Source organism: Pallidibacillus thermolactis, from assembly GCF_025660415.1.
In the GTDB taxonomy this organism is placed as follows: Bacteria; Bacillota; Bacilli; order Bacillales; family Caldibacillaceae; genus Pallidibacillus; species Pallidibacillus thermolactis.
On the sequence record NZ_JAOUSE010000048.1, the window covers coordinates 1 to 23,236 of the forward strand.

General features: G+C 33.2%; 23 protein-coding genes. 8 read left to right on the forward strand and 15 right to left on the reverse strand.

Annotated elements, in window-relative coordinates:
• Positions 1–134: 134 nt before the first annotated feature.
• Positions 135–224: a YjcZ family sporulation protein gene (locus OEV82_RS12805; RefSeq protein ID WP_161919376.1), complete on the reverse strand. Its 90-nt coding sequence runs from the start codon at positions 222–224 to the stop codon at positions 135–137.
• Positions 225–295: 71 nt separating this feature from the next.
• The gene (locus OEV82_RS12810; protein WP_263062124.1) at positions 296–379 is read right to left on the reverse strand and encodes a YjcZ family sporulation protein; all 84 of its coding nucleotides are present in this window, start codon (positions 377–379) and stop codon (positions 296–298) included.
• A gap of 229 nt (positions 380–608) precedes the next feature.
• Here OEV82_RS12810 and OEV82_RS12815 point away from each other — a divergent pair, with 229 nt between their 5' ends.
• Positions 609–1,547: a foldase protein PrsA gene (locus tag OEV82_RS12815; RefSeq protein WP_263062114.1), complete on the forward strand. Its 939-nt coding sequence runs from the start codon at positions 609–611 to the stop codon at positions 1,545–1,547.
• A gap of 43 nt (positions 1,548–1,590) precedes the next feature.
• Here the strand turns inward: OEV82_RS12815 and OEV82_RS12820 are convergent, their stop codons facing one another.
• Positions 1,591–1,776 carry a sporulation YhaL family protein gene (locus OEV82_RS12820; protein ID WP_377701443.1) on the reverse strand — a complete coding sequence of 62 codons (186 nt, stop codon included), beginning with the start codon at positions 1,774–1,776 and terminating at the stop codon, positions 1,591–1,593.
• Between the two features lie 248 nt (positions 1,777–2,024).
• Here OEV82_RS12820 and OEV82_RS12825 point away from each other — a divergent pair, with 248 nt between their 5' ends.
• The gene (locus OEV82_RS12825; protein WP_173659870.1) at positions 2,025–3,254 is read left to right on the forward strand and encodes an HD domain-containing protein; all 1,230 of its coding nucleotides are present in this window, start codon (positions 2,025–2,027) and stop codon (positions 3,252–3,254) included.
• Positions 3,255–3,729: 475 nt separating this feature from the next.
• Here OEV82_RS12825 and OEV82_RS12830 read toward each other — a convergent pair whose 3' ends face one another.
• From OEV82_RS12830 to OEV82_RS12840, 3 genes are all read right to left on the reverse strand, one after another.
• The gene (locus OEV82_RS12830; RefSeq protein WP_263062115.1) at positions 3,730–6,684 is read right to left on the reverse strand and encodes an ATP-binding protein; all 2,955 of its coding nucleotides are present in this window, start codon (positions 6,682–6,684) and stop codon (positions 3,730–3,732) included.
• A complete protein-coding gene (locus tag OEV82_RS12835) occupies positions 6,681–7,907 on the reverse strand; it encodes a metallophosphoesterase family protein (protein ID WP_263062116.1) in 1,227 nt (408 codons plus the stop codon). Before OEV82_RS12835 ends, OEV82_RS12830 begins: the two co-directional genes overlap by 4 nt.
• Before the next feature lie 167 nt (positions 7,908–8,074).
• Positions 8,075–9,808: a M56 family metallopeptidase gene (locus OEV82_RS12840; RefSeq protein WP_263062117.1), complete on the reverse strand. Its 1,734-nt coding sequence runs from the start codon at positions 9,806–9,808 to the stop codon at positions 8,075–8,077.
• Between the two features lie 178 nt (positions 9,809–9,986).
• On the opposite strand from OEV82_RS12840, the gene OEV82_RS12845 reads away from it, so the two are divergent.
• The gene (locus tag OEV82_RS12845; protein WP_173659878.1) at positions 9,987–10,172 is read left to right on the forward strand and encodes a YhzD family protein; all 186 of its coding nucleotides are present in this window, start codon (positions 9,987–9,989) and stop codon (positions 10,170–10,172) included.
• A 96-nt stretch (positions 10,173–10,268) separates the two neighbouring features.
• Here the strand turns inward: OEV82_RS12845 and OEV82_RS12850 are convergent, their stop codons facing one another.
• From OEV82_RS12850 to OEV82_RS12875, 6 genes are all read right to left on the reverse strand, one after another.
• Positions 10,269–11,447 carry an NAD(P)/FAD-dependent oxidoreductase gene (locus tag OEV82_RS12850; protein WP_173659880.1) on the reverse strand — a complete coding sequence of 393 codons (1,179 nt, stop codon included), beginning with the start codon at positions 11,445–11,447 and terminating at the stop codon, positions 10,269–10,271.
• A gap of 66 nt (positions 11,448–11,513) precedes the next feature.
• On the reverse strand, positions 11,514–11,948 hold the full coding sequence (locus tag OEV82_RS12855; RefSeq protein ID WP_263062118.1) for a DUF1641 domain-containing protein: 435 nt from the start codon (positions 11,946–11,948) through the stop codon (positions 11,514–11,516).
• Positions 11,949–12,416: 468 nt separating this feature from the next.
• The gene (locus OEV82_RS12860) at positions 12,417–14,033 is read right to left on the reverse strand and encodes a long-chain fatty acid--CoA ligase (RefSeq protein ID WP_173659884.1); all 1,617 of its coding nucleotides are present in this window, start codon (positions 14,031–14,033) and stop codon (positions 12,417–12,419) included.
• A gap of 175 nt (positions 14,034–14,208) precedes the next feature.
• The gene (locus OEV82_RS12865; protein WP_173659887.1) at positions 14,209–15,072 is read right to left on the reverse strand and encodes a Cof-type HAD-IIB family hydrolase; all 864 of its coding nucleotides are present in this window, start codon (positions 15,070–15,072) and stop codon (positions 14,209–14,211) included.
• Positions 15,073–15,209: 137 nt separating this feature from the next.
• Positions 15,210–15,554: a YlbF family regulator gene (locus tag OEV82_RS12870; protein WP_173659889.1), complete on the reverse strand. Its 345-nt coding sequence runs from the start codon at positions 15,552–15,554 to the stop codon at positions 15,210–15,212.
• 176 nt (positions 15,555–15,730) lie between these two features.
• A complete protein-coding gene (locus tag OEV82_RS12875; RefSeq protein ID WP_263062119.1) occupies positions 15,731–16,870 on the reverse strand; it encodes a DUF445 domain-containing protein in 1,140 nt (379 codons plus the stop codon).
• Between the two features lie 143 nt (positions 16,871–17,013).
• On the opposite strand from OEV82_RS12875, the gene OEV82_RS12880 reads away from it, so the two are divergent.
• From OEV82_RS12880 to OEV82_RS12895, 4 genes are read left to right on the forward strand one after another with little or no spacing between them, the layout of a single operon-like run.
• Positions 17,014–18,393, forward strand: a complete 1,380-nt coding sequence (locus tag OEV82_RS12880) for a YheC/YheD family endospore coat-associated protein (RefSeq protein ID WP_263062120.1) — start codon at positions 17,014–17,016, stop codon at positions 18,391–18,393.
• Positions 18,366–19,466: a YheC/YheD family endospore coat-associated protein gene (locus OEV82_RS12885; RefSeq protein ID WP_263062121.1), complete on the forward strand. Its 1,101-nt coding sequence runs from the start codon at positions 18,366–18,368 to the stop codon at positions 19,464–19,466. Before OEV82_RS12880 ends, OEV82_RS12885 begins: the two co-directional genes overlap by 28 nt.
• Positions 19,444–20,817 carry a YheC/YheD family endospore coat-associated protein gene (locus tag OEV82_RS12890; protein WP_263062122.1) on the forward strand — a complete coding sequence of 458 codons (1,374 nt, stop codon included), beginning with the start codon at positions 19,444–19,446 and terminating at the stop codon, positions 20,815–20,817. The genes OEV82_RS12885 and OEV82_RS12890 overlap by 23 nt, the downstream gene beginning before the upstream one ends.
• Complete coding sequence (locus OEV82_RS12895) at positions 20,798–22,000, forward strand: YheC/YheD family endospore coat-associated protein (protein ID WP_173659899.1); 1,203 nt, start codon at positions 20,798–20,800, stop codon at positions 21,998–22,000. Before OEV82_RS12890 ends, OEV82_RS12895 begins: the two co-directional genes overlap by 20 nt.
• An 11-nt stretch (positions 22,001–22,011) precedes the next feature.
• On the opposite strand, the gene OEV82_RS12900 is transcribed toward OEV82_RS12895, so the two are convergent.
• On the reverse strand, positions 22,012–22,254 hold the full coding sequence (locus OEV82_RS12900; RefSeq protein WP_173659901.1) for a hypothetical protein: 243 nt from the start codon (positions 22,252–22,254) through the stop codon (positions 22,012–22,014).
• A 235-nt stretch (positions 22,255–22,489) separates the two neighbouring features.
• Here OEV82_RS12900 and OEV82_RS12905 point away from each other — a divergent pair, with 235 nt between their 5' ends.
• Positions 22,490–22,696, forward strand: coding sequence for an alpha/beta-type small acid-soluble spore protein (locus OEV82_RS12905; RefSeq protein WP_173659903.1), 207 nt, complete (start codon positions 22,490–22,492; stop codon positions 22,694–22,696).
• Positions 22,697–22,784: 88 nt separating this feature from the next.
• On the opposite strand, the gene OEV82_RS12910 is transcribed toward OEV82_RS12905, so the two are convergent.
• Together OEV82_RS12910 and OEV82_RS12915 are read right to left on the reverse strand one after the other, a co-directional pair.
• The gene (locus OEV82_RS12910) at positions 22,785–22,961 is read right to left on the reverse strand and encodes a twin-arginine translocase TatA/TatE family subunit (protein WP_173659905.1); all 177 of its coding nucleotides are present in this window, start codon (positions 22,959–22,961) and stop codon (positions 22,785–22,787) included.
• A gap of 90 nt (positions 22,962–23,051) precedes the next feature.
• A partial coding sequence (locus tag OEV82_RS12915) for a hypothetical protein (RefSeq protein WP_263062123.1) occupies positions 23,052–23,236 on the reverse strand: 185 nt, incomplete at its 5' end.

The following is a 23,236-nucleotide window of genomic DNA, read 5'->3' on the forward strand; positions in this document are numbered from 1 at the left end:
CATGTTATTTGCTTATTAACTACCGCGCTTTCGCTTGGTGGCCCCCTCATTTGTTGAGCGTTCTAACGTTCCCTCAACAAATGAGGGGGTTAAATTTTGCCCACAATAATTTTACTCATACTGCCGTTTTTCTTTTACCAAACGTATGCAGCACCTACAATAATTAACAAGATGAACAAAACAACGATTAACGCAAAACCTGCACCTGCGTATCCTCCTGACATAGGAACACCTCCTTTTTTGTATCGACAATTGATTGTTTATACAAATTTAAATTCATTCATGTTGGCTTTCCTTATAGATATGAACACCCAACAATAATTAACAATATGAACAACACCACGATTAACACGAAGGAACTACCGTATGAATGAGTCATCTGTCATACCTCCTTTTTCTAATTCGTTATATCCTATGTGAACGATGAAAAAATGACTGAGGAAAACACCCAATTTTTTAAAAATAATGGGTTATATACGCTATATGGCTAAAGTGTTTATCGATTTTTTTCCTTGTTATGATATTTATTCTCAATATAAGTTATGTTATAGTTAGATTTGTAGTAAAATTAGACAAGTACGTAATTTAAAATAGGAGTTGTTTAATGAATGAAAAAGAAATTGACTTTACTATTGATGGCACTAACAGCCGGAATTTTAGTGTTAGCTGGATGTAATAATGATAACGGTGGCCGTACACTTATTGAAACTGAATCTGGTGCCATTACGACAGAAGATTTTTATAATACAATGAAACGAATTTACAGTACCGATACCGAAAATATTTTAAAAGACATGGTTTATCGACAAGTTTTAGCTGACAAATTTGAAGTGTCTAAAGATGACGTAGATAAAGAATTGAAAAAATTTATCGATGAAAATTTTGGCAGCCAAGAGGAATATGAAGATTATTTAAAACAATACAACATTGATGAAGAAACGTTAAAAGAAGATATCGAATACATGCTTTTACAAGAGATTGCTTTTACACAAAATATAGATGTGACAGAAGAAGAAGTTGAATTAGAATACTTATACCAAACGAAAAATGTAACGGCTCGCCATATTTTAATCTCAACGGATGAAAATGAAGAAAAGTCAGAAGATGGAAAATCAGCAGAAGATAAAGTGGATGAAGTGTTGGAAAAATTAAACGCTGGGGAAGACTTTGCTAAAGTTGCGAAAGAATATTCCGATGATCCTAGTTCCGCTGAAAATGGCGGTGATTTAGGTGTGTTAAATCCAGATCAACTTGTTCCAGAGTTCTCTAAAGCTGCCTTCCAATTGAAAGAAGGAGAAATTAGTGAACCTGTTAAATCAGATTACGGTTATCATATTATTCAAGTGACAAAAGTCGAGGATAAAAAAGACGTAAAACCACTTGATGAAATTAGAGAAGATATTGAATTCGAAGCAAAAACACGCAAAATGGATCAAGAAACAATACAAGCAGAATTAGATAAATTGATTAAAGATGCAGACATTAAAATTAAAGACAAAGACTTTAAAGACATCTTTAAAAAAGATAATACAAACGCTCGAGGATAATAATAAAGAGGGCTGTCCGTTGACAGCCCCATTTTTAATATTTTTATCCTTCGGATGACAGTTGTTTCCTCTTTTCCTTTTCCCTTTCCATCCGTTCAATGTAAATAGCGCCTTCCATTTCCGCTTCCTTCATTTCTATTTCTTTTTCTTCTCGATTTGTTCGAATAGTCATATATGCACTAAACACAATCCCTGCAACGACTAACCAAATCCAAAACGGTACGTCCAAATTCATATCCCCCTTTTTCCAACTCTCTTGATACTATCCTATTAAAAAAACGGGGTTAATATACCTACCATTTATAATTTCAATTATATTTTTTGTTAAAAATTGATTGTTGAACATGTGACATTCATCTTTGCTAACAACGCTGTTCGCAAAAGTACTAAACATATTATTCTTTTATTTCATATTCCATCTTTAATTCTGATACGTTAGAATAGAATATATGTTAACACCGCTATGGAGTGATAATAATGGAAGAGTCTAAATCATATTTTTATAACTTTATCCCAATTATTTCGGAAGTAACGCAACAAGAACGTAAGAAAATACTAGAAAAGTATCCACCACCTGAATTACCTACTAGTGGGGAATTCTTTAATATTCAAAATGAAGCAGTCGGTAACATAGTCAATATACGGGTACTTTTAAATGAATTTAGTGTACAAACAACACGGACCAATAAGCATTACTTAAAAATTATTTTTAGCAATAATTTAGGCAATATAAATGCGAAGATGTGGGACAATCATGGAGATATAGAAAAATATATCACCTTGCTGGAGGAATATTCTGTCTTTCATGTAGAAGCTAAAGTTGATGAATACCTTGGGCATAAATCGCTTACCATTAATCGGTTAGTACCATGTGATGAAAACATAAATCCTTTTTACTTACTGGCTTATACTCAGCAAGATATGGAGGAACTTACGGTTGAATTATTTTCATACCTTTACCAGTTGCAATCTCCTTATAAGGAAATCTCATTAGCAGCAATGGATCAATTTTGGGATCAATTCCGAATTAGACCGGCAGCGAAAGGATATCATCATAATTATTTAGGGGGATTATTGAAACATACAGTCGGTTTAATGAGATTTGCTAGATTTATATTAAAATTTGAGGAAAATCACTTTCAAGCTGTAATGAAACTAATTAATGTTGTAGAAAAAGCTCATAAAAGAGAACTATGGGATCAGTTTCAATCTGATGATAACTCTCAAAATCTAGTTTGGAATAATACCATTGATCACTTATATAGAATGCTCTCTGGAATGATGCAATATAAAAACAATACCCCCAATTACGATGCTCTTATGACTAGTATTCTATTTCACGATATCGGAAAATTGCTGGAATATGACCATGCTGGCAAAAAGTATGAAGAGTTTAAATATTTATTTCCAACAGCAACAGATTCCAATTTCGCAACCCGAAAACAGACTGGGATAACAATGGATGAATTAGGCGTTATGATAGGGCATATCCCCTATGGAGTGCTTTTGCTAACCAAAGTAATTGAAAATGAAAAGATTCATGTTTCTTTAGAAGATATCCATTTAATGTCTCACTGCATCCTTTGTCACCACGGACTCCCCGAATGGGGTTCTGCCATTCGAAATCCACAAACCATTGAGGGATATATTATCCATATCGTTGACTTTTTAGATAGTAGATATGAAAATACGGAACTAATAAAATAAAGACCTATAAAACATGTTTTGTTGTTGTGAAACCGTTCATTTAATGTATATTTGTTTTTTAGAAAAATTGGTTCTGTCCAAGTCATAAAAAGCAGATTTTTAAAGGAAAGTTGGCGGCGGATCCAGCGGAAACAACGAATGCTTTTGTACCGAAAGCATAAACGTCAGGCACACGATCGGAAGACCTCGCAAATGCGCTTTGCGCGGCATGCCTCTGGATGCGCGTCCGCCAACGTACCAATCAAAATAACTTTATTGTGATACGGTTTTTTCTTTTCATAACCACAAATATGAAACACAGCAATATCAACAAAAATAAATGTTTATTTGTATTGACTCCTTTTTGATGACAAAAGAGAACAAGGATAGAGACGAAAATAATAGAAGGACATGGAAAACTAGTCGAAAATCTTAAAATAACCATGTACATCCAATTCTATGAAAAAAGGTTTATCTTAATCATTACGATTTACAATTATTCTAGTATAGTGATTTGATCTTCCGGAAAATATTGTAAATAATGTTCATGACATGTAAAAAAGATAATTTGTCCACGATGAGATAGTTTTTCTAATAAATTCATCATTTGAACTTGGCGCGAACCGTCGAAATGGACAAAACCGTCATCAATAAGAAAAGGAAAGTTTAATTGTTCACTAATTGTTTTTGCTAATGCAAAACGAATACTGACATATAATTGTTCTCCTGTAGCTTGACTTAATTCCTTTGGATTGAAAATCATTCCGTCTCGTCTCTTAACATAAAGTGTATCCTTCTTTTGATCCATTTGAATTCGATCATAATTTTGATCTGTTAAAATCGAGAAATAATCCGTGGCCAGTTGTATAACTTTTGGTAACTTTTCAATTTTGTAATTATCCATACTTTTTTCAAGAACATATTTTGCAGTTTGATAAACACTCCATTTTTTCATCCCTTCACGTAATTGAAACTTCTCCTGATGATATTGGTGAAGTAAATCCGTATAAGTTCCCCCTTTTTCCAACGTATCAATTTCAACTTTTAATTGAGCCATTTCTTTTTCTAATCGTTCGATTTCACGCTGCAGTTCCTTTTTTTGTACATCCATTCGTTCAAATGCTTGACTCGTGACTTTAGGTGGTATATCTTCCAATGAACTTGGTAATTTTATTTCAGAATATAGTAATTGTTTTTCAATAGGTTCAAGTCGATTGTGAAGTAGTTCGACTCGATCTGCCTTCTCTCCTTTTAACAAAAAGAACTCCTTTGAATCGACATCTGCAAGCTTGTATAAATCCGCAATCGAATCATTTATTGTTTTCAATTCAATTTGGTATGATTGAATTTGTTCCTCTAATTCATGAATTTTTTCAAGAAAATGATTTCGTTTTGCTACGTATTCCGATTGTTGTGTTAATAGTCGCTTCAATTGAAACACTTTTTCCTGATAATCGGCACCTTTAACAGATATAGATTTGGTTAATTTTCCCAATATTTGCTCTTTCTCGTTCACGACCTTCTCTAATACTGTTAACTGTTTTTCCATTTGTTTTTGTTCGAAAAGTTTTTCCCGTAACTGTTCTAACCGTTCAAAGCTTTCATTTAAAAATTCTGTTGCCATCTGCTGTGACAAGTGATATTCCCTACCAATTTCAATCATTTTCCTTTCATTTTCAACCCATTCCATCTCCCACTCTTCAAAACTTTGAACAATTTGGTCAAACTGATCACTTAGAGCCTTTTGCTGTATTTCTTCAATCTCAATTTGGTGGCGTAATTTATCGTCATTGGCAATTTTTTGTTTCGCTGATTCTACTTTTTCAACATCAAATTGCCTTAAATTTAGTTGCTGCTCTATTTGTTCTTTTTGTTTTTGTAACGATTCTACGAAGAAATTTGCTTTCGGTTGTTTTAACCTATTAAAATAAAGAGCAAGACTACTAATTGCAATGATAAGTAAACCGACAGAAATTTTTTCATATCGTATAAAAAACGTGATGGCAGCTGCAATGAAACAAGCAAAAAAGCTAAGGAGAAATAAATGGTTTACGGTTTTATCGGATTTTTGATTTTGGCTTTTCGAAAATGTTTGAATTTGATTATTGATCATATCCAGTTCCTTCGACAAATCGCTTTGTTCATGATATCTTTCAATTTGTTGTTCGTATTCAACACGTTGTTCTTCATTTAGTCGTTTGAACTTTAATTGCTCAATATAAGATTCGACTTCTATTAATTTATCGCGGCATTCAGCTTCCCTTTGTTCTAGATCTTTTTTCCTTTCTGTTAATAATTTTCGTTTTTCCGTTAATTGTTGAACCTCATTTTTTCTTGCGAAACTAAGATTAAAATCATTAATCGATTCAATCGGACCTTGATAACCGATTTTTCCTTTTAAACGGTATATTTCTTCTTCAACTTGTTGCATTTGCATTTGTAACTGTTTCATTTTTTGAATATCGTTACGATAGGTAGGTAAATCTTCCACAATAAGTTCAATAGCATCTTTATTTTTCAGAACTTCTTCTTGTACATTTACTTTTTCTAATTCATCTTCTATTTGTTTTTGTTTTTCGCGTAATGCTGCTAAACGATTTTGAATTAATTTTTGTTGATGTTCCAACTGCTCTAGTTTTACTACACCATCTATTGGAAATCGAACATCACCTAATTCATCAAGTTGTTGTAAAATCTTTTGCTTTTCGATTAGTAGTGGATAGACCCTGTTCCATTCTCGTTTTTTTACAATATCCTCTTCTACTGTTTTAAGTTGTTGTCGTTTCGTAGCCAAGTCTGCTTTTATTGTTTCTAATTTTTTTATTAATGTTTCATATTGATCAATTTTCACCTTTGCTTCATTCAGTTTTTTTTCTGTTTGTTTCAATTGCTTTAATTGCACATTCAAAACTGGTTTAACTCCGGATGGTTTAAATAATTTATCCAGTTGCTTCTGAATTGAACGTTCGGCTTCCATAATTCGATCGGTTCCAATGGCACTAGTGGAAAATAAAAATTGATTCAATTCTTCGCCGTGTAAACGATCAACTTGTTGCAACCCGTGGATATTAAAGGAAAAAATCGATTGAAAGGTTTCTTTATCCATCCCATTTAAAACCTTTTTTAATAACTCTTCACCACCTCTTGAACCATCTTCTAAGTATACCGTTACATCTCCAGTTGCTCTTCCTTTCACTCGTTCAATACGAATTTCGCCCCATGTTTCTGACTTCAAAATCACTTGTCCACCATATTTTGAATTAGTTTTCGGTTCATACCGCAAATCAGATTGTTGCTTCAATGGAAATCCAAAAAGAATACTATGGATAAATGACATAAGGGTTGATTTACCTGCTTCATTTTTCCCATAAACGATATGATATGGTGCAAAGGATACTCTGAATTGTTCAAATTTCCCATAACCATAGATATGTACTTCTTTAATCATCATAGCGAATCACCTCCTGATCCTTTTAATAATTGCAAGAGTAATTGATTTGCTTCCTCCTTAATTTGTAATTCCTCTTCCATCGTTAATGGCTCCACATATTTTTTTATACGCGGGTTACTTAATAGAGGAGATAACGCTTCTTGTAAATCCACTTGTTCTAACTGTACATGTAATGCATTATAAAAATCATCACCAACTGCTTTAAGAGGTTTCTTTTGTTTCTCTAGTGTAATTCCATCAATCCAAATAAAGGTTTGTTGATGTTCTTCCCCTTCTTGTAAGAGTGACAGTAGCTCACCCGTATGAATAAATGATTGGAGTTTTGAATCAATCATTTCTTCCTTCATAATCACTTGTAAGATTGTATCTCCATTTTTTACCCGTAATTCACTCTTTAGATTTAAAATAAGGTTATACAAGTCTTCAAACGTGTTTATTCGTTGATCCGTTTCAAGTTTTTCTGTTAAAAATTGAATGGGTGCAGTTTCAACAAACGTAACCACTGTATGTATTTCATCTATTTCAACAAGATAACACCCTTTTCTACCTTGTTCTTTATGGTGTCTTCCTTGAATATTCCCTGGATAAATTATATAGGGGTGTTCATGGAGTATCTCACGTTTATGAATATGACCTAAAGCCCAATAATCAAAATCTTTTTCGAGTAATTCTTGTAGAGTAAATGGAGCATAAGAATAATGATGTTGATTTTTTCTGTCATGACCATGGAGGATACCGATATGGAAGTCTGCACCTCTTATTTTTTTGTAATGATGGATAACACTTTCAAACACGTGCTTTTTATCATAACTGAAACCGTATAAGTGAACCTTTTCTCCACTCTCTTTGATAAATGGAATCATTTCTACTTTAGATGAAAAAACATGCACATTTTCAGGTAAAGAAATATTTGTCCAACTACCACCTAGATGATCATGATTGCCGTGAACAATAAAAACTTGAATTTGTTCTTTTTCTAACCGTTCCATTTCTTTGCGAAAATAAAGTTGGGCACGAATACTTCGATCTTCTCCGTCATATATATCACCAGCAATAATCATAAAGTCAACCTGTTCTTGGATCGCAATATCAATGATTTTTGTAAATGAATCAAAAGTTGAATTTTTCGTTTTTTCATATATGTTTTCCGGAAGTGTCGACAACCCAATAAAAGGACTATCTAAATGAAGGTCAGCACAGTGAATAAATTTTATCTTTTTCAAAAAATCACCTCACCCATCTGGTTATAAAAAATCGAATATATGTTCTTTTATTATGCCATATTTTTTTCAATCTTGCATCAATGACTAAGGTGAACTTTTATTGGATATCGGTATTCACTGAGAAAAGCTTTTTATACGAAAAAGAAGCACCAATACGGGTACTTCTTTTATTTTAGAATTTTATCAGGAATGGATTCTCTCATACGTTCCCTCCACCATTTTTTCAATTTCTGTACATTCCAGCTACAACTGGTAGTTCGTAAAGAATGAATTCGCCAATACATCGGTGGATGAGATTGAAATTGAAACTCTAGCAAACGGAAATACCATTTATCCCGTTCCACAGATGAAACCGTTTCTTTGGCACTAGAATCCTCAGTATTCATCATATTAAATTGTCCAGACTTTTCTATGGCCTCATCTTGCTTTTTCGCTAATTGTTGCAAGCTTTTAGCCATCTGTTCATTTCCACCATCAAGTAATGTTGCTCCTAGATGATCCGCACGCACTTCCATCCACTGGGTAAACAATGAATAAACAACTGGAAAAATCATCATTAACACCCAGATTATGATGAAAAGGAATATCGTTTGATTTGGAAATAAAAATTTAACAAGAAAAATAATACCAATAACAATGGCTATACTTACAAAACGCATGAATTGACCGATCAAAATATCTCTTTTCTTAACATGTATTGCTTCATGAGCAAGGATTCCTTCGATGGCTTCCAGTGGCAATTTTAAAGTTTCTGTCGTTAATGTAATAATCGAGCGACCTATATTGGCTCCTGCAGCAAAGCCGTTATATTCTGTAGCTTCCGTTTGATATAAGGTAATATTCGGTAAATTTGCCCGTTGAAACACTTTCCTAGCAATTTTTAATACAGCTTCATCCGTTACTTCTTCTACATCTAATGCTGCCTTTAATATTCGGTCAGAAATGGCAAGATTTATTATCCAAAACAGGATAATACCTACAGTCATCATCCATACAGGAACTTTTAAAATAGTTAAAATGACAAGTAATGTCGCGTAAGCACCAACCCCTTTAACAGTAATAGCAAAATATCCTTTCCCCAAAAGTCTTTTCAAGTTCTTCCGATGATAAAAAGGTAAAACCTCTTTTTCACTTAAAACACTGCCTTTATTTATTTGTTCATTTTTATTAATATGAATTTGCTCGATTCTTCTCAATTGATCCGTTGGCATCGTTAAATATATTTTTTCACCTGGAAAAGAAATTTTTACTGTTTTTCCCATTTTGGTCGTAAAATCCATATTGTTATTAAACATTGTAAACAACGGAAACAATCTTAATATATCCACATTCGATTGAAGTTCAATGTCAACGGCATCTTCTAGCGGATACCTTTTTCCTTCAAATGAAGTTAATACATAAAGCATGTTCGAATCTTCTTCATAATAAACCCGCAAACTAGCAAAGTTAATGATTCGTTTGATCATTTCCATAAGCAAAGAGAAAAGCCCAAAAAGCAGAACTAAAGAAACAACCGGATTCGGATTAAAAATAAAATATACCATTGATAAACCGAATAATAGCATTGTAAAAAAGAGGTCGATCAATAAACGATTCAGACTTTTTTTTATTCGAACTTCACAGTGCGGAAGCTCTCGTTTTATTTTTTTTGTATATTGGGCATGATTTTTATTTGCTGTAAAAACAGATGTAAACGTCGCCCATCCATATACGATTAGACTGATAGCAAAGGGAACATCTAACAACTCCATTTGTGTAAAAATATAGGTGAGACTAACAATAAAAAGTATTCCTTCAAGCATAATTGCAAAAAAAGATTTGAAATATAATCGAACCACGATTCCGATAAATCCAATCAAAAGCCCCACCATTAGTAAAATAATTTGCTTATCAATTCCCATCTTCATATGCTCCTTTTATGTAGTTACTTAATTGTAATTATAAACGATCATAGTTATAGGATCGAAAATTTTAGAAAGGCTTAATTTTTGCTTGATTTTTGGAATTATTGTACAATTTATAATATACAGCTAATGAATGACTGTTCATTTCATAAGAGACAACAAAGGGGGTAAAAATATGGCGATATATAAATGTACTGCCTTTGAAAAAAATGGGGAAAAATTGCTAGATGAAACAATTGAAGCCGATAATGATTCAGAGGCAAAAAAATTAGCAGAAAAATTACTAGAAGAAAAAAATTTATTAAATAAAACTCATCGTTGCGTTACTCCGGAAGGAAAATTATTACTCTTCCACCCTTAATATATGTGCACTATTTCCATAAGAAAATTTTATTATTTTTTATTAAATATATAAAAATACCGGATCGGCATAAATTGCCAATCCGGTCAAGAAACATTAATATGCGTAAGTGAATAATCCTTTAATATGGGATAAGTAACGAGCATTACTTGCTTCTTTTAATAACATAGCTGGTAAGCCTTTAAGTTGAGTTTGATTGTCTCCAACTTTAGCTACTGCATATTTACGTCCAAGGCTAGCCAAAGTACCGGAATCTGCCGGGTTGAATGCTTCCATTGGTTTTTGATTTATATAAGCAAATAGATTATAACCAACTAATTCACCCATTTGCCATGCATTTTGTGCTGTTGGCGGATATGGACGACCATTTGGAGCCATTGCAACTGCACTATCACCTACAACAAAGACATTGTCAAAGTTTGTGGATTGTAAGTATTCATTTACTGATGCACGACCACGGTTTAATTCTAAGCCACTATCAGCTAGAACTGGGTTTCCAGCTACACCACCTGTCCATACAAAGGAATTTGTTGTAATTGTGCTACCATCACCTAGAGAAACAACATTACCTTCTACACTAGTTACAGCTACACCGATTAAGAATTCAACACCGCGTTCTTCAAGGCTCTTTTGTGCAATTTCAATTAATTCATCAGGTAATACTGGTAAAATTTTCGGACCAGCTTCAACTAATTTTAATTTAATTTCTTCACGACGGATTCCATATTTTTTCAAGAGTTCTGGTAGTTCATCAGCTAATTCACCGACTAACTCAACACCAGTTAGTCCACCGCCACCGATTAGAATTGTTGCATCAGCTGGATCTTTTGTTTCCGCATATGCCTTAATACGGGAGGTAATATGCTCACGAATTTTATTTGCATCTTCAACAGATTTAAGAACTAAGCTATTTTCTTCAAGTCCAGGAATACCAAAATAACCTGTAACACTTCCTAATCCAACAACTAATACATCATATGATAATGTGTCACCATTAGAAAGTCTTACTTTTTTATCTTCTGCAGAAAAAGATTCAACCTCAGCAACAACAACATCGATATCTTTACCTTTAAAAAGTTTATTTAATGGTAAAGAGATCCGTTTTTCAGATACATTTCCTGCAGCTAAACGATGTAATTCTGTAATAATTTGATGTGTTGGATATTTATTAACTACCGTAATTTTTGCTTCATCTTCTGTTAAATATTTACGAGCCGTTAAAGCGGTTAATACACCACCGTAACCTGCGCCTAATATAACGATATTTTTTGACATTGTATAATCCCCCGCTTTTCAATGTGTATTATTATTTGCTCATATTATTTCTTTAACGTTCTCATATTATTTCTTTGCATTCTCTGCAGAAACTTGTAGATAAGCGTTTAAGAAACGGAATAATTTCTGTGCTTGAGGATCTTTTAACATTTTTAACAAGCCAAAAATGCCAATAACTTCTTGGCTTTCTTCTGCACGATCTTTAGCTTCAATAACATTTGCTGCAACTTGTTTTACTGTATTTGTTACAGGACCAACGAATTCCTTCATTGCACCAACGGTATCTTGTTGTAATCTTTCATCCGTTACAAGGGACTTTACAGTTTCAGTTGACTTCGCCAATGTTGTTACAAGATCAGTCAATTGTGGAAGTAATTCAACTAAAGTGGTTATAGATTTTTGTACTTCTGGTTTTAATAATTGTTCTAATAATTCACGCTCATCTTTTACAGATTGAACATCTGTTGTTTGTACGTTCTCCTCTTCCAATACTTTTGACATTTCACTTTCTCCCTTCATCTAATAATTGTCATAAAACATAAAAAGGTATATAAACTATCTCGGTATGAAAGTAAAAAAATGAAAAATCTGGAAACCCTTACATTTTTTTAAGTTATTGTTTTAAATTTCACAAACTTCCCTAAATTAAATTTATATACCTTGACACGAAAAAATAAATGAAATGACTTTACACTCATAAACAATGATAAACTATTTTTCTCCAAAAATCAAAAGTATTATTCAAAAATTAGACATAAATTATAAACATTTTTTTAACATTATAAAAACGGTTTTAAATTAAGGAATTCCCTGTTATATTTTTAACAATAATATTTATAAAAATAATATTCGAATGATTTTTTTACCTATAAACAATATTATAATATACCTTTTATTTAAAAAGGAAGCAACCCTTTTTGTCAATTTCAACCATAGGATGCCTCCTTTTTACACTTTTTATTTGACCCATTATTTTCCTGAAAGCATACCCTTGACCTGATCACGTAATGCACGTTTTAAAAATTTTCCAACTGAAGTTTTTGGAATTTCGTCCATAAAGATGATTTCGTCTGGTAACCACCATTTTGCGAACTGCGGTCTTAAAAATTCAAGTAAATCCTCTTTTGTAACTTTATCTTTATATGCATCTTTTAAAACAACACAGGCAACCGGCCGTTCTTGCCACTTTTCATGTGGTACAGCAATAACAGCTGCCTCAAACACCGCTTCATGGGCCATTAAAGCATTTTCTATATCAACAGATGAAATCCATTCTCCACCACTTTTAATTAAATCTTTGGTTCTGTCGACAATTTTAACAAAACCATGCTCATCAACAGTTACAACATCTCCAGTATGCAGCCATCCGTCTTTAAATGCTTCCTTCGTCCGTTCATCTTTATAATATTCAGAAGCAATCCATGGTCCACGGAGACAAAGTTCACCTATTTCTCTTCCATCCCGGACGACTTCGCCATTTTGTCCGATCACTTTCATCTGTATACCCGGTACTAATATACCTTGTTTTGCCTTTAAATCATACCTTTCTTCCTCTGGTAAATCCTCATGTTCCGATTTTAGTTTGGCTGCTAACACTAATGGAGTCGTTTCAGTCATCCCATAAGCATGCATAAATGGAATGTTAAATTTCTTTTCAAACGTTTTAATTAAACCTTTCGGTGCAGCTGAGCCACCACACAGCACTGCACGAACATGGGATAAATCATAATTTCCTTCTTCTAACTCTTTGGCCACACCTAACCAAATAGTAGGAACACCAGCGGAAATCGTCACCTTTTCTGATTCTAATAATTCCACTAAAATTTTCGGTGTAAAAAACGGACCTGGTAGAACGATATTTGAACCGAACCAAACACTGGCAAAAGGAAGCCCCCAAGCATTCACATGAAACATGGGTACAATAGGCATGACCGTATCTTGTTCACTTATGGCGCCCGTATCAGCTAATCCAAGAATCAAACTATGAAGAACAATAGCACGATGGGAGTAAAGTACCCCTTTAGGATTTCCAGTTGTTGCCGACGTGTAGCACATTCCTGCTGGAGCATTTTCGTCTAAATCGGTTACAAAGGTAAAATTACCATCGCCATCTTTAATTAATTCTTCATAAGAGTATACCGGTGACAAACTTGTTTCTGGAAGTTCTTTTTGATCCGTCATAACAATAAATGCCTTAACAGACGTTAATTTGTCCTTTACCTTTTCAATTAAAGGAACAAAATCATCGTCGATCATTAGAATTTTATCTTCCGCATGATTAATGATATAAACGATTTGTTCTGGAGATAATCTAATATTTATTGTATGTAAGACTGCCCCAATACCTGGGATGGCAAAGTAAGCTTCCAAATGACGATGGTGGTTCCATCCTAATGTTCCAATCCTCTCTCCTTTATTAACCCCAAGTTTATTTAAAACGCTGGCCAATTTTCTAGTTCTTTCACCAAATTGTCTATACGTAAAGCGTTGAATACCGGTTGATGTCCGGGAAACAACCATTTTCTTCGGAAAAAGTGTTTCCGCCCTTTCTACCATTTGTGTAACTAAAAGTGGTGTATCTAACATAGCAACCCCTCCCGAAAACGTTTTCAAACTATAACATGTAATGCTACTTTTGGTATATATATTCGACAAAAACAATGAAATCCCTTCTTGTTTTCTGATAATTCTAAAAATATATTCCATAATAAATGAAGGGCATATAGCAATTAGATGCTTTTATGCCCAAACATAGCCGTAATTACTTCTTTAAAATATTCATTTTTTCCAGGAATGATATAGGATGTTGTTTACGAAAATGTTCTTTTACCATATAAGCTACTCCTTGTTCATTGTTGGAACGTGTTACCCAATCAGCAGCATATTTCACCGGTTGTGGTGCATTCCCCATCGCTACACCGAGACCCGCTGCTTCAATAATTTCTAGATCATCTTCACCACTACCAATCACGACCGTTTCTTTTAATGGAATTTTTAATTTGTCGCAAATATAGAGCAAACCTGTTAATTTTGAAACACCTCGAGGTAAGATGATTAGCTGATTACCATAATGGTTTATATTTACCTCATAAAACATATTTTGTAAGGCGAGTTGTGCTTCCTCAGCTTCGGATGGATTATGGAAAACAACTTCGATATGTGTCGGTTGCATTTGTTCACTATAAAGATAATCGCTTACTTTATTTACATATTGGTGATGGTAAACGGAGAAAGTAGTCGGATCAATAATGGTACGGGCTAGACGTTTTTCTTTCGGCGGAACATTACTAACGGACATTTTCTCATTTACAATTCGAATATGGGTTTTATAATTTTCTAGAAACTGCACTATGTCAAAAACAGTATTATCGCCAATTCTTCTCACAAACACTGGTTCATCCTTGCTCTTTGAAATATATCCACCGTGATGAGTAACAAGTAGGGAGTCTAGTTTTAATGCTTTCGCAATTCGCTTTGCAAAAATAAAATTTCGTGATGTTACAAGCGTAACAGTCACATCTTTAGACTGCACATAATCTATTGCTTCCTTAACTGATTTATATAGTTTTTGTTTATCTTGCAGAATCGTTCCATCGATATTCATTGCAAGTAGTCGATAAATCATCAACAAGCCCCCCTGCCCGATCTAGATGCTTATATACAATAACTATGACAATTAAAAACATATTAGAACATATAAACGAAAGGATATAAAAAAACAGGAACGATCAGTTCGTTCCTGTTTTTTTGATTTTTCACTTTTTAATCGTTATATAGTTCTTCTAAAGGTTTCATCACAATTTTATTAATTTGTTGAATTACATTGCTCATTTGTTGCTCTGCCTCAAGTAAAGCGGCAATTTTTTCATTTTGTTGTACAGCCATGACTTGTTGTTGTGCTTGCATTACTTCTTCTTGTGTAATTTGCTCACCTTGCATTTGTTTTGTTTGCAAATTTAGTTGCATATTACGAAAATCATCAAATATTTTTTTCGTCGCCTCATCTGCATAAACATTATCATATTGCTGTTTTAAATGAATGAATTCAGCACTTTCACGAATCGTTTGTTCTAGCACTTTTGCAGAATCTAAAATATTTGTTGCCATTAAAAAACCTCCAACTTATTGTATTGGTTAAAAACCAGTCAATTAACTATAACAAACTATGACGAAAAATGCGAGGATGTGATTATTTATCATATTCATTTATGAAATTATTTCTTAACAAAAATTTTTTATTGGCTTGTCAAACAAAGGAGAGCTTTGTCATTAAATGTGATAGTTTAATTCATGAAAAGAACAAGGATTCCTTGGACAATTCCAATTAATCCACCGATATAAGCCCCGAGAAAAGTAATCATTTTAAATTCTCGTTTACTAATACCTAACACTAATTCTTCTAACCGTTTTGTAGGAAACGTATCAACTTGTTTTTTAATCAGTTTGTCTAATTCCAACCGATTCAATAATTTTTCAACATGTAAACTAAGTAATTGTATGCCTTTATCTAGACTTTCAGGGAGTACATCATTGATCAATTTTTCTTGTAGTTCATAAGTTGGCAATGATGAAACTGGATTATCCAACCATTGTTGAATAACTCTTTTTTGTTGGATCTGTTCCCATATTTGCCTCATCCAGTTTTCATATTCAAACTTATTTATTGTCTCTAAAACGGTCCAATTTTTTACTTCATCTAACTCATTACGCAATAATTGTTGAATTGCTGCTTTCGTTTGTTCATTGTTGGCCATCTTGACTAGTTCTTCTTGTATACGATCAGCAATATTTCGTTTATCTAAAAAACTTTGAAGAAGACCGGCAAGCATACCTCTTCCTTCAAAGAAACGATCAACATTTTGTTGTATTAGCTCGTGACCTTTTGGACTCATGATAAAAATTTTAAATTTACTAATGATAAATTCAGTTGCTTCTTCTGTTTTTCCATCTATACTTTCCCAAATAGTTTGCGGAACAAAATGACCAAGTGTTTTTGCTCCATTATTCTTTTTCCATACTGCCAATTTTTTCTGCAACCAATCGATGAGTTTTTCTTCCGCTATTGTTCCAGCATTTTTTACACCAAAACGATAAAGGATGTTTCCCAACGATTCATCCGTTTGAAAAAATGCGCGCACTTTTTTGGATAACCAATCTTTTGTTTCATCATAAATTTTACCTTCTCTTAATTTCACTTGAAGTGTTTCCGTTGTTAATAAATGATTGACAACTAAAAGTCCGAGTTGGGTAGATAACTCATTCCTTCTTTTTGCTATTAATCCAGGAGTAAACGGTATACGCCATTTGCCAATATACTTTGCTTCATATGGACGGAACAACATTTTTATCGCTAATGAATTCGTTGCCCCACCGATTACAGCTCCAATCACAGCCATAAAAATAATGGTAAATAATGCTTCCATACAAATCCGACCTTCTTTTTAAATTTGATAAGTGAATATCACATATTTGGGCGAATGCACATATGATATGCAAGAATAAAGTTTACACAACGTTAGATAATACTGAATCATTATATCCTTTAAAAAGGCAAGGAGCAAATTAAATGGAGAATAAACGACACCATGAATGGATTTGGTTACAACAAGAATCTAATCACCAATCTAGCCTACCACCATTATGTATTCAAATACCAATAAGGAAAGCGAAAAACCTTTTCCATAACGGAAAAATGACCATTTCTTTTGGTAAACAAAAGCTTGAAGTTGTTGTTGATATGCACCATTACCACAATCCTTTTTACATTTGTTCTTCCGATATATACACAACGCTCCGATTACCAAAAGGAGCACCATTAAAAGCGATGTACTGTAAAAAAAATCATACAATCACAATTGGGCCAATAATGGGCGTACTAACCGATAGTAAGACCTTAAACGGCCATTCTTTTTCTACAATTGATAACTTTTGTAGAGAATTAACGGAAGTAGGCAAGAAAAAAGGGTTATTTACTTTTATTTATTCCTACCACACATTAAAAAATAAACAATACTACGGCTATTATTTTGCAAATGAACATTGGCATCGAATTCGATCAGTGAAACCCCATTTCTTATATAACCGAATCCACTCTCGTAATATTATTCATTCAGCAACATATAAACGTTTCGTCCAATATATAAACAAACAAATACCGCAATTTAATAAACGTTTTTTTAGTAAACAAGAATTATATGACTATATAGATGCGTTTCCATTAGTAAACTATTTGCCTAAAGGCACCCGTTGGAATAAGGATAACTTTCATCAATTTTTGCATACGTACAATGCATTTTTAGCCAAACCAGTATACGGAAGTCAAGGGCGAGGCATTTTTCGAATAACAAAAACTAGAAATAACATTATTATTGAGACATTTACAAAGGATTTTAAAAAATTTGCAAATGAAAATGATGCTTGGAATTTTTTACAGAACAAATTGAAAACTGATTATATCTTACAAGAAGAACTCTCACTTTTATCCATTAATGGGAAATTAATTGATTTTCGGGTGCTTACTCATTTACAACCGAACCATCAGTGGAAAGTAACTTCAGTTACAGCACGTGTATCCGATAATCACTTTATGACGAATCTTTCCAGAGGTGGAACAACCGCTTCTGCAAAAAAAATACTACTCCAATTGTTTGAAAAAGATAAAGCTTTGTTTATTTATCAATTGATGGAAGAACTTGCGATTGCTGTCTCTTGTCAATTGGACCGTAAACGGGAAAATACATTTATCGAACTTGGAATTGATATTGCCGTTTTAAAGGATGGAAAATTAAAAATAATTGAAGTGAACAGTAAACCTTCAAAAAATGAGCATCGTAATTTTAAAGGAGTACGTCCCTCAGCAAAAGCGATCGTTGAGATTGCACGTGCAAAAGGGATGGAATGGATGGAGGAGACATGTCCATGCAAAGTTTTGGAATCATCTCATTAGATAACGAATCTGAAAAAAATTATATCGATGGAATTGCCAAGTTTGCCCATAAATATGATTTTCAACTATATCGATTTACACCTGACGATATTGAATTAGAAAATGAAAAAATAACAGGGTTCAAATTTAATTCAAAAACTTCAATCTGGGAGGAAAAAACATTTACTATTCCAACGATTCTTTATGATCGAACATTTTATCGAGATGAAATTGAGGCTAAAAAATATAGCCGTATTTTAAATCCCTTAAAAGCTTCGTCTAAATTCCACTTTTTAGGTTACGGTTTACCTAATAAGTTAAAGATGTATGAAATGTTAAAACATAACGAAAGAATCCGACCCTATTTACCGTATTCCAAACAAGTAAACGATGCCGGATTTGTCATTGACTATTTATCTAATCATCAGAAAATCTTGTTAAAACCAGTATTTGGTAGTCAAGGGCGAGGCATTTTTGTCATTCAAAAACAGGGACATTTATACGATATCCAAACGGTAAAAAGTCAATCGCTCATAATAAAAACATTTACAGAAAAAAGATTGAATCAATGGCTACAAATGTTAATTGCCAATTATCCTTATTTGTTGCAACCTTATTTATCGTTAAAGGATGAAAAGGAACATCCCTTTGATATACGCATATTGTTGCAAAAAAATGAGACGGGGAAATGGAGCGTACGAGGAAAAGCTATACGAGTCGGTCAAAAAAACAGTATTTTATCAAATTTAGCTGCAGGCGGAATTCCGAAAACTTTTGATTCTTGGTTTAAAAAGCAAACGGCTGAAAAAAAGGTGTTTATTCAAGAAAGCATAAACGAAATCATAAATACGGTCCCTACACTACTTGAAACTATTTTTCATCCATTATTTGAAATTGGAATAGATATTGGTGTTGATCAAAAAGGAGCGGTCTGGATACTAGAAACCAATTCAAAACCAGGAAGAAACGTTTTTCTCACCTTACAACCAGAAATAACAGAAACCTTTTTTCGAGCCCCGCTAGCATATGGAAAGTACATCATCAGCTCCCCAAAGAAAGGAATGGTTAACGATGAGCAAGTTTTATCCAATTAAAATCATCCCAGTGCAAGATAAAGTCATTTATATTCCAAGAGAATTATCGTTTAAGACGATTCATACGATCGCCTTTGGAAATCTAAGTGTGAATGGAGAGGCTAAACCTCATCAAACAAACAAAAAAGTAATCGAGATTAGTTCATCTTTAGCTACAGAATTACACATGCCTCAACTACCATTAAAACTTCACTTATTTGAAAAAGAAGGAACTTTATTTATTGGACCGATTTTAGGCATTTTTACAGCAGGTTTTACAAAGTATCCACATATCCCCCTTGGTAGTCGCACATCCTATTTTGAAAGAATTTTATCTTATGGTGACAGAACAGGAGTTTTACCCATCGTTTTCGGAATTCAACATATTAAGTGGGAACAAGGGCTTGTAACAGGATATGTCTTTTCTGAAAATAAGTGGAAAACAATAGAAGTCCCTATTCCTAATGTTATTTATGATCGGTTGCCAAATCGAACCGTAGAAAACTTAAAGATGATTCAAGATATGAAGTTAAAACTTTCTGAGGAATATGTTATTCCATGGTTTAACCCTGGCTTTTTTAACAAGTGGGATATTTATGTAAAATTAATAAAAAGTAAAAAACTGCAACCGCTCTTACCAAAAACATTACTTTTATCTGGTCCAGCGTCTATTGAATCCATGATTGAACAATTCCCTTTTATATATTTAAAACCGATTCATGGCAGTTTAGGAAACGGTATTTATAATATTACGAAATATAAACAACATTACTATTTACGTTTTCGAGATAGAAAAAAGGGAACTCGTTTAATTAAATTTCATTCATTGAAAACATTAATGAAATTTCTCAATGTCGACTCATTATGTCATAAATATATCGTCCAACAAGGGATCTCCTTAAATAAAAAAGAAAATCGTGTGATTGATTACCGAATCCATACAAACAAAAAACAAAATGGCGAATGGGTTGTAACAGCAATTGCATGCAAAACTTCTGCATCAGGTAGTCCAACAACTCATATAGTTGCTGGTGGAAAAGTCCAAACTTTAGATGAAACTTTTCCAGATGAAAAGCAACGTAAAACATATACCAGAAGATTAAGCGAAGCAGCCGTCGCAATTAGTAAAGAATTAACTAAACATTGGGGAGAAAAACTCGCTGAAATCGGTTTTGATATGGGGATTGATCAAGATGGAAATATATGGATGCTAGAAGCAAATGCAAAACCTGGTCGTTCCATTTTTTCCCATCCGAAATTAAGAAAAAAGGAACGATACACTCACAAATTAATACTGGAATATGCTGTACACTTAACTGAAACGGTGATCAATAAACCAGAGATGATTTTCCATGAACTTGTTTTACAATAATCGTTTAAAAGTATGGTTTCATTCTACTCTTGGAAAACAAGTATTATTCGGTCATAACAAAACACCTTTACCTTTTATAGAAAAAATTCAAGCAAAAAAGGATATTTTCTTATTCCAAGTCAATTGTTCTGAAAACAATGCAGGACCGCTGATTGGTTTTCTTGTCCATCAAAATCAAAAAAGTCAAATCATGGTAAATGAACCATATGTCACTGGATTAGCAGAATATTTATGGCAAACAAAATGTATTCCGGTACTCGTACCTGTTGAACAGATAGGAAACGATTCAATTGACGGGGCAATTTTCGATGGAAAAAACAAGCGATGGATCAGAGGTCATTTTCCTGTACCCAATATCTTTTATAATCGCATTTCGAAGCGAATCATCGAAAAAACACCTAAATATAAAACGGCATTAAGTTGGATAAAAGATCAACAAATTCCTATATTCAATCCTTGCTTTCTCGATAAATACGAGACATTTCTAGTTTTAAGAAAAAATGATAGATTAAGAAATTTTTTACCTAAAACGATGTTAATCCGTGATAAAAGCTCCTTCCTTGCCTTTTGCCAACAACATCAGGTCGTTTATATAAAGCCTAGAGATAATTATAAAGGCAATGGTGTTAGCATTGTAAAATATCATGATACAGGTGCTGTCGTTGTATTAAAATATACAGAAAAACAAGTATTTCAATGTTTTGATGAATATTGGGAAATGAACAAAACCGATCTTACAAACGGAACATTGATTGCCCAACAAGCGATACGACCAGCAACAATCAACGGCAAACGATTTGATTATCGAGTCCTTGCCCATTTAAAAGTTGAAAAGAACATTCAAAAGTATGTATTAACTGGAATCGGTATTCGCCTCGCTGCCTCTCATAACATTACAACCCATATCCCTCGCGGTGGAAAAATACTTAAACCCACCGCTCTGATCCTTTCAGATGATCATAAGTTTGAAATAAAACAAATGATTAATGAAATTGGTCATGAACTAACTAAACACTTTGGCTTATTTGGTGAGTTCTCAGTAGATATTGGTATCACAAAAAACAATAATTTAAAAATTTTTGAAGTAAATGCCAAACCGATGCAGTTTGATGAAAGGAAAATTGAAAAAAAACGGTACGAAAGACTACGTCATTTATTTTTAAAGTTAACAGATTTTGCTTAAAATATGGACACTTATTCTTGTACAAAATAGACTTGCTCTTGCCCACAAGATGGACATTGTAAAAGATGGACACATTGTTGGTTTTCAAAATTACTTCCATAACCATCTTCTAGCTTCATAAGATCTATATCCATATATGGACTGTAATCATCATAATAATCACTGATCTTACCTTGATCGTCCATATTGATTGAGCATTCATTACAAGTTTCTTGTACAGTTGTAAATCCGTTGCACAGTGGACAAATTGCCATGATCATTCCTCCTACCTTTTTAGTTTAGTGTACCTAAAGTTTAAAAGTTTATAATACGTTGAAATCGACATTCAAGTGCTTACCAAACCTTCCCAAAAACTTGGAATGGATTACCACTGTAAGTAAAGTATATAAAAATGATAATTAAACAAAATAAGTACCGTAATCAACATAACAATAAAAAGTTGATTACAAATAAGAGCAATTTGCTCGTAAATTAGGAGGAGATTACGTTATGGCACGTTCAAACAACAGTAATCAATTATTAGTATCTGGAGCGGAAGAAGCATTAAATCAAATGAAATACGAAATTGCGCAAGAGTTCGGTGTAAATCTTGGACCAGACACAACTTCTCGCGCAAACGGATCTGTTGGTGGAGAAATTACAAAACGTTTAGTATCAATGGCACAACAACAGTTAAACGGTGGAAACTTCTCATAAAACTAAATATATTGGCTGATAGCCCCTGTTATGACAGGGGCTTTATCCAATTAATTGAAAAAATAAAAAAACTCCTTTTTCAAGGAGATTAATCATTCGTTTTTTGTTTATTTTGATCATCATCGTCAATGACTTGTTTCATTCCTTTTTTAAATTCTTGCAGTGTTTCTCCAGCAGCTCGACCTAATTTAGGTAATTTAGAAGGTCCAAATATTAATAAAGCTACGATTAATATGATGGCTACTTCACCAAATCCTAGATTCATTAAAATCCCCCTTTAATGTCCATTCAAGTTCAACAAAATATGTACAATAACTATCTTCATTATACATTTTTCTAAAAATTATTTCAACTCTCAAAACATATATATTGTGTTTGTTAAGAATCGATCATATACAAAAAACTCGCAATTTGCGAGTTTCAGACTGTCGACAAACCCCAACTCAAATGCTTCATTTGAGTTGGGATTTGTCTTTTTTTGCTCATCATTTTCTAAGATTCTTATCTTATTTAGGCTGGACATGGTCTTTTCCATGTCCA

Bases quoted from the DNA above. Each gene is read 5' to 3' on its own strand.
- OEV82_RS12805 (WP_161919376.1), bottom strand. From the start codon at position 224: ATGTCAGGAGGATACGCAGGTGCAGGTTTTGCGTTAATCGTTGTTTTG.
- OEV82_RS12810 (WP_263062124.1), bottom strand. From the start codon at position 379: ATGACTCATTCATACGGTAGTTCCTTCGTGTTAATCGTGGTGTTGTTC.
- OEV82_RS12815 (WP_263062114.1), top strand. From the start codon at position 609: ATGAAAAAGAAATTGACTTTACTATTGATGGCACTAACAGCCGGAATT.
- OEV82_RS12825 (WP_173659870.1), top strand. From the start codon at position 2,025: ATGGAAGAGTCTAAATCATATTTTTATAACTTTATCCCAATTATTTCG.
- OEV82_RS12830 (WP_263062115.1), bottom strand. From the start codon at position 6,684: ATGATGATTAAAGAAGTACATATCTATGGTTATGGGAAATTTGAACAA.
- OEV82_RS12840 (WP_263062117.1), bottom strand. From the start codon at position 9,808: ATGGGAATTGATAAGCAAATTATTTTACTAATGGTGGGGCTTTTGATT.
- OEV82_RS12845 (WP_173659878.1), top strand. From the start codon at position 9,987: ATGGCGATATATAAATGTACTGCCTTTGAAAAAAATGGGGAAAAATTG.
- OEV82_RS12850 (WP_173659880.1), bottom strand. From the start codon at position 11,447: ATGTCAAAAAATATCGTTATATTAGGCGCAGGTTACGGTGGTGTATTA.
- OEV82_RS12855 (WP_263062118.1), bottom strand. From the start codon at position 11,948: ATGTCAAAAGTATTGGAAGAGGAGAACGTACAAACAACAGATGTTCAA.
- OEV82_RS12860 (WP_173659884.1), bottom strand. From the start codon at position 14,033: ATGTTAGATACACCACTTTTAGTTACACAAATGGTAGAAAGGGCGGAA.
- OEV82_RS12865 (WP_173659887.1), bottom strand. From the start codon at position 15,072: ATGATTTATCGACTACTTGCAATGAATATCGATGGAACGATTCTGCAA.
- OEV82_RS12870 (WP_173659889.1), bottom strand. From the start codon at position 15,554: ATGGCAACAAATATTTTAGATTCTGCAAAAGTGCTAGAACAAACGATT.
- OEV82_RS12875 (WP_263062119.1), bottom strand. From the start codon at position 16,870: ATGGAAGCATTATTTACCATTATTTTTATGGCTGTGATTGGAGCTGTA.
- OEV82_RS12880 (WP_263062120.1), top strand. From the start codon at position 17,014: ATGGAGAATAAACGACACCATGAATGGATTTGGTTACAACAAGAATCT.
- OEV82_RS12885 (WP_263062121.1), top strand. From the start codon at position 18,366: ATGCAAAGTTTTGGAATCATCTCATTAGATAACGAATCTGAAAAAAAT.
- OEV82_RS12890 (WP_263062122.1), top strand. From the start codon at position 19,444: ATGAGCAAGTTTTATCCAATTAAAATCATCCCAGTGCAAGATAAAGTC.
- OEV82_RS12895 (WP_173659899.1), top strand. From the start codon at position 20,798: ATGAACTTGTTTTACAATAATCGTTTAAAAGTATGGTTTCATTCTACT.
- OEV82_RS12900 (WP_173659901.1), bottom strand. From the start codon at position 22,254: ATGGCAATTTGTCCACTGTGCAACGGATTTACAACTGTACAAGAAACT.
- OEV82_RS12905 (WP_173659903.1), top strand. From the start codon at position 22,490: ATGGCACGTTCAAACAACAGTAATCAATTATTAGTATCTGGAGCGGAA.
- OEV82_RS12910 (WP_173659905.1), bottom strand. From the start codon at position 22,961: ATGAATCTAGGATTTGGTGAAGTAGCCATCATATTAATCGTAGCTTTA.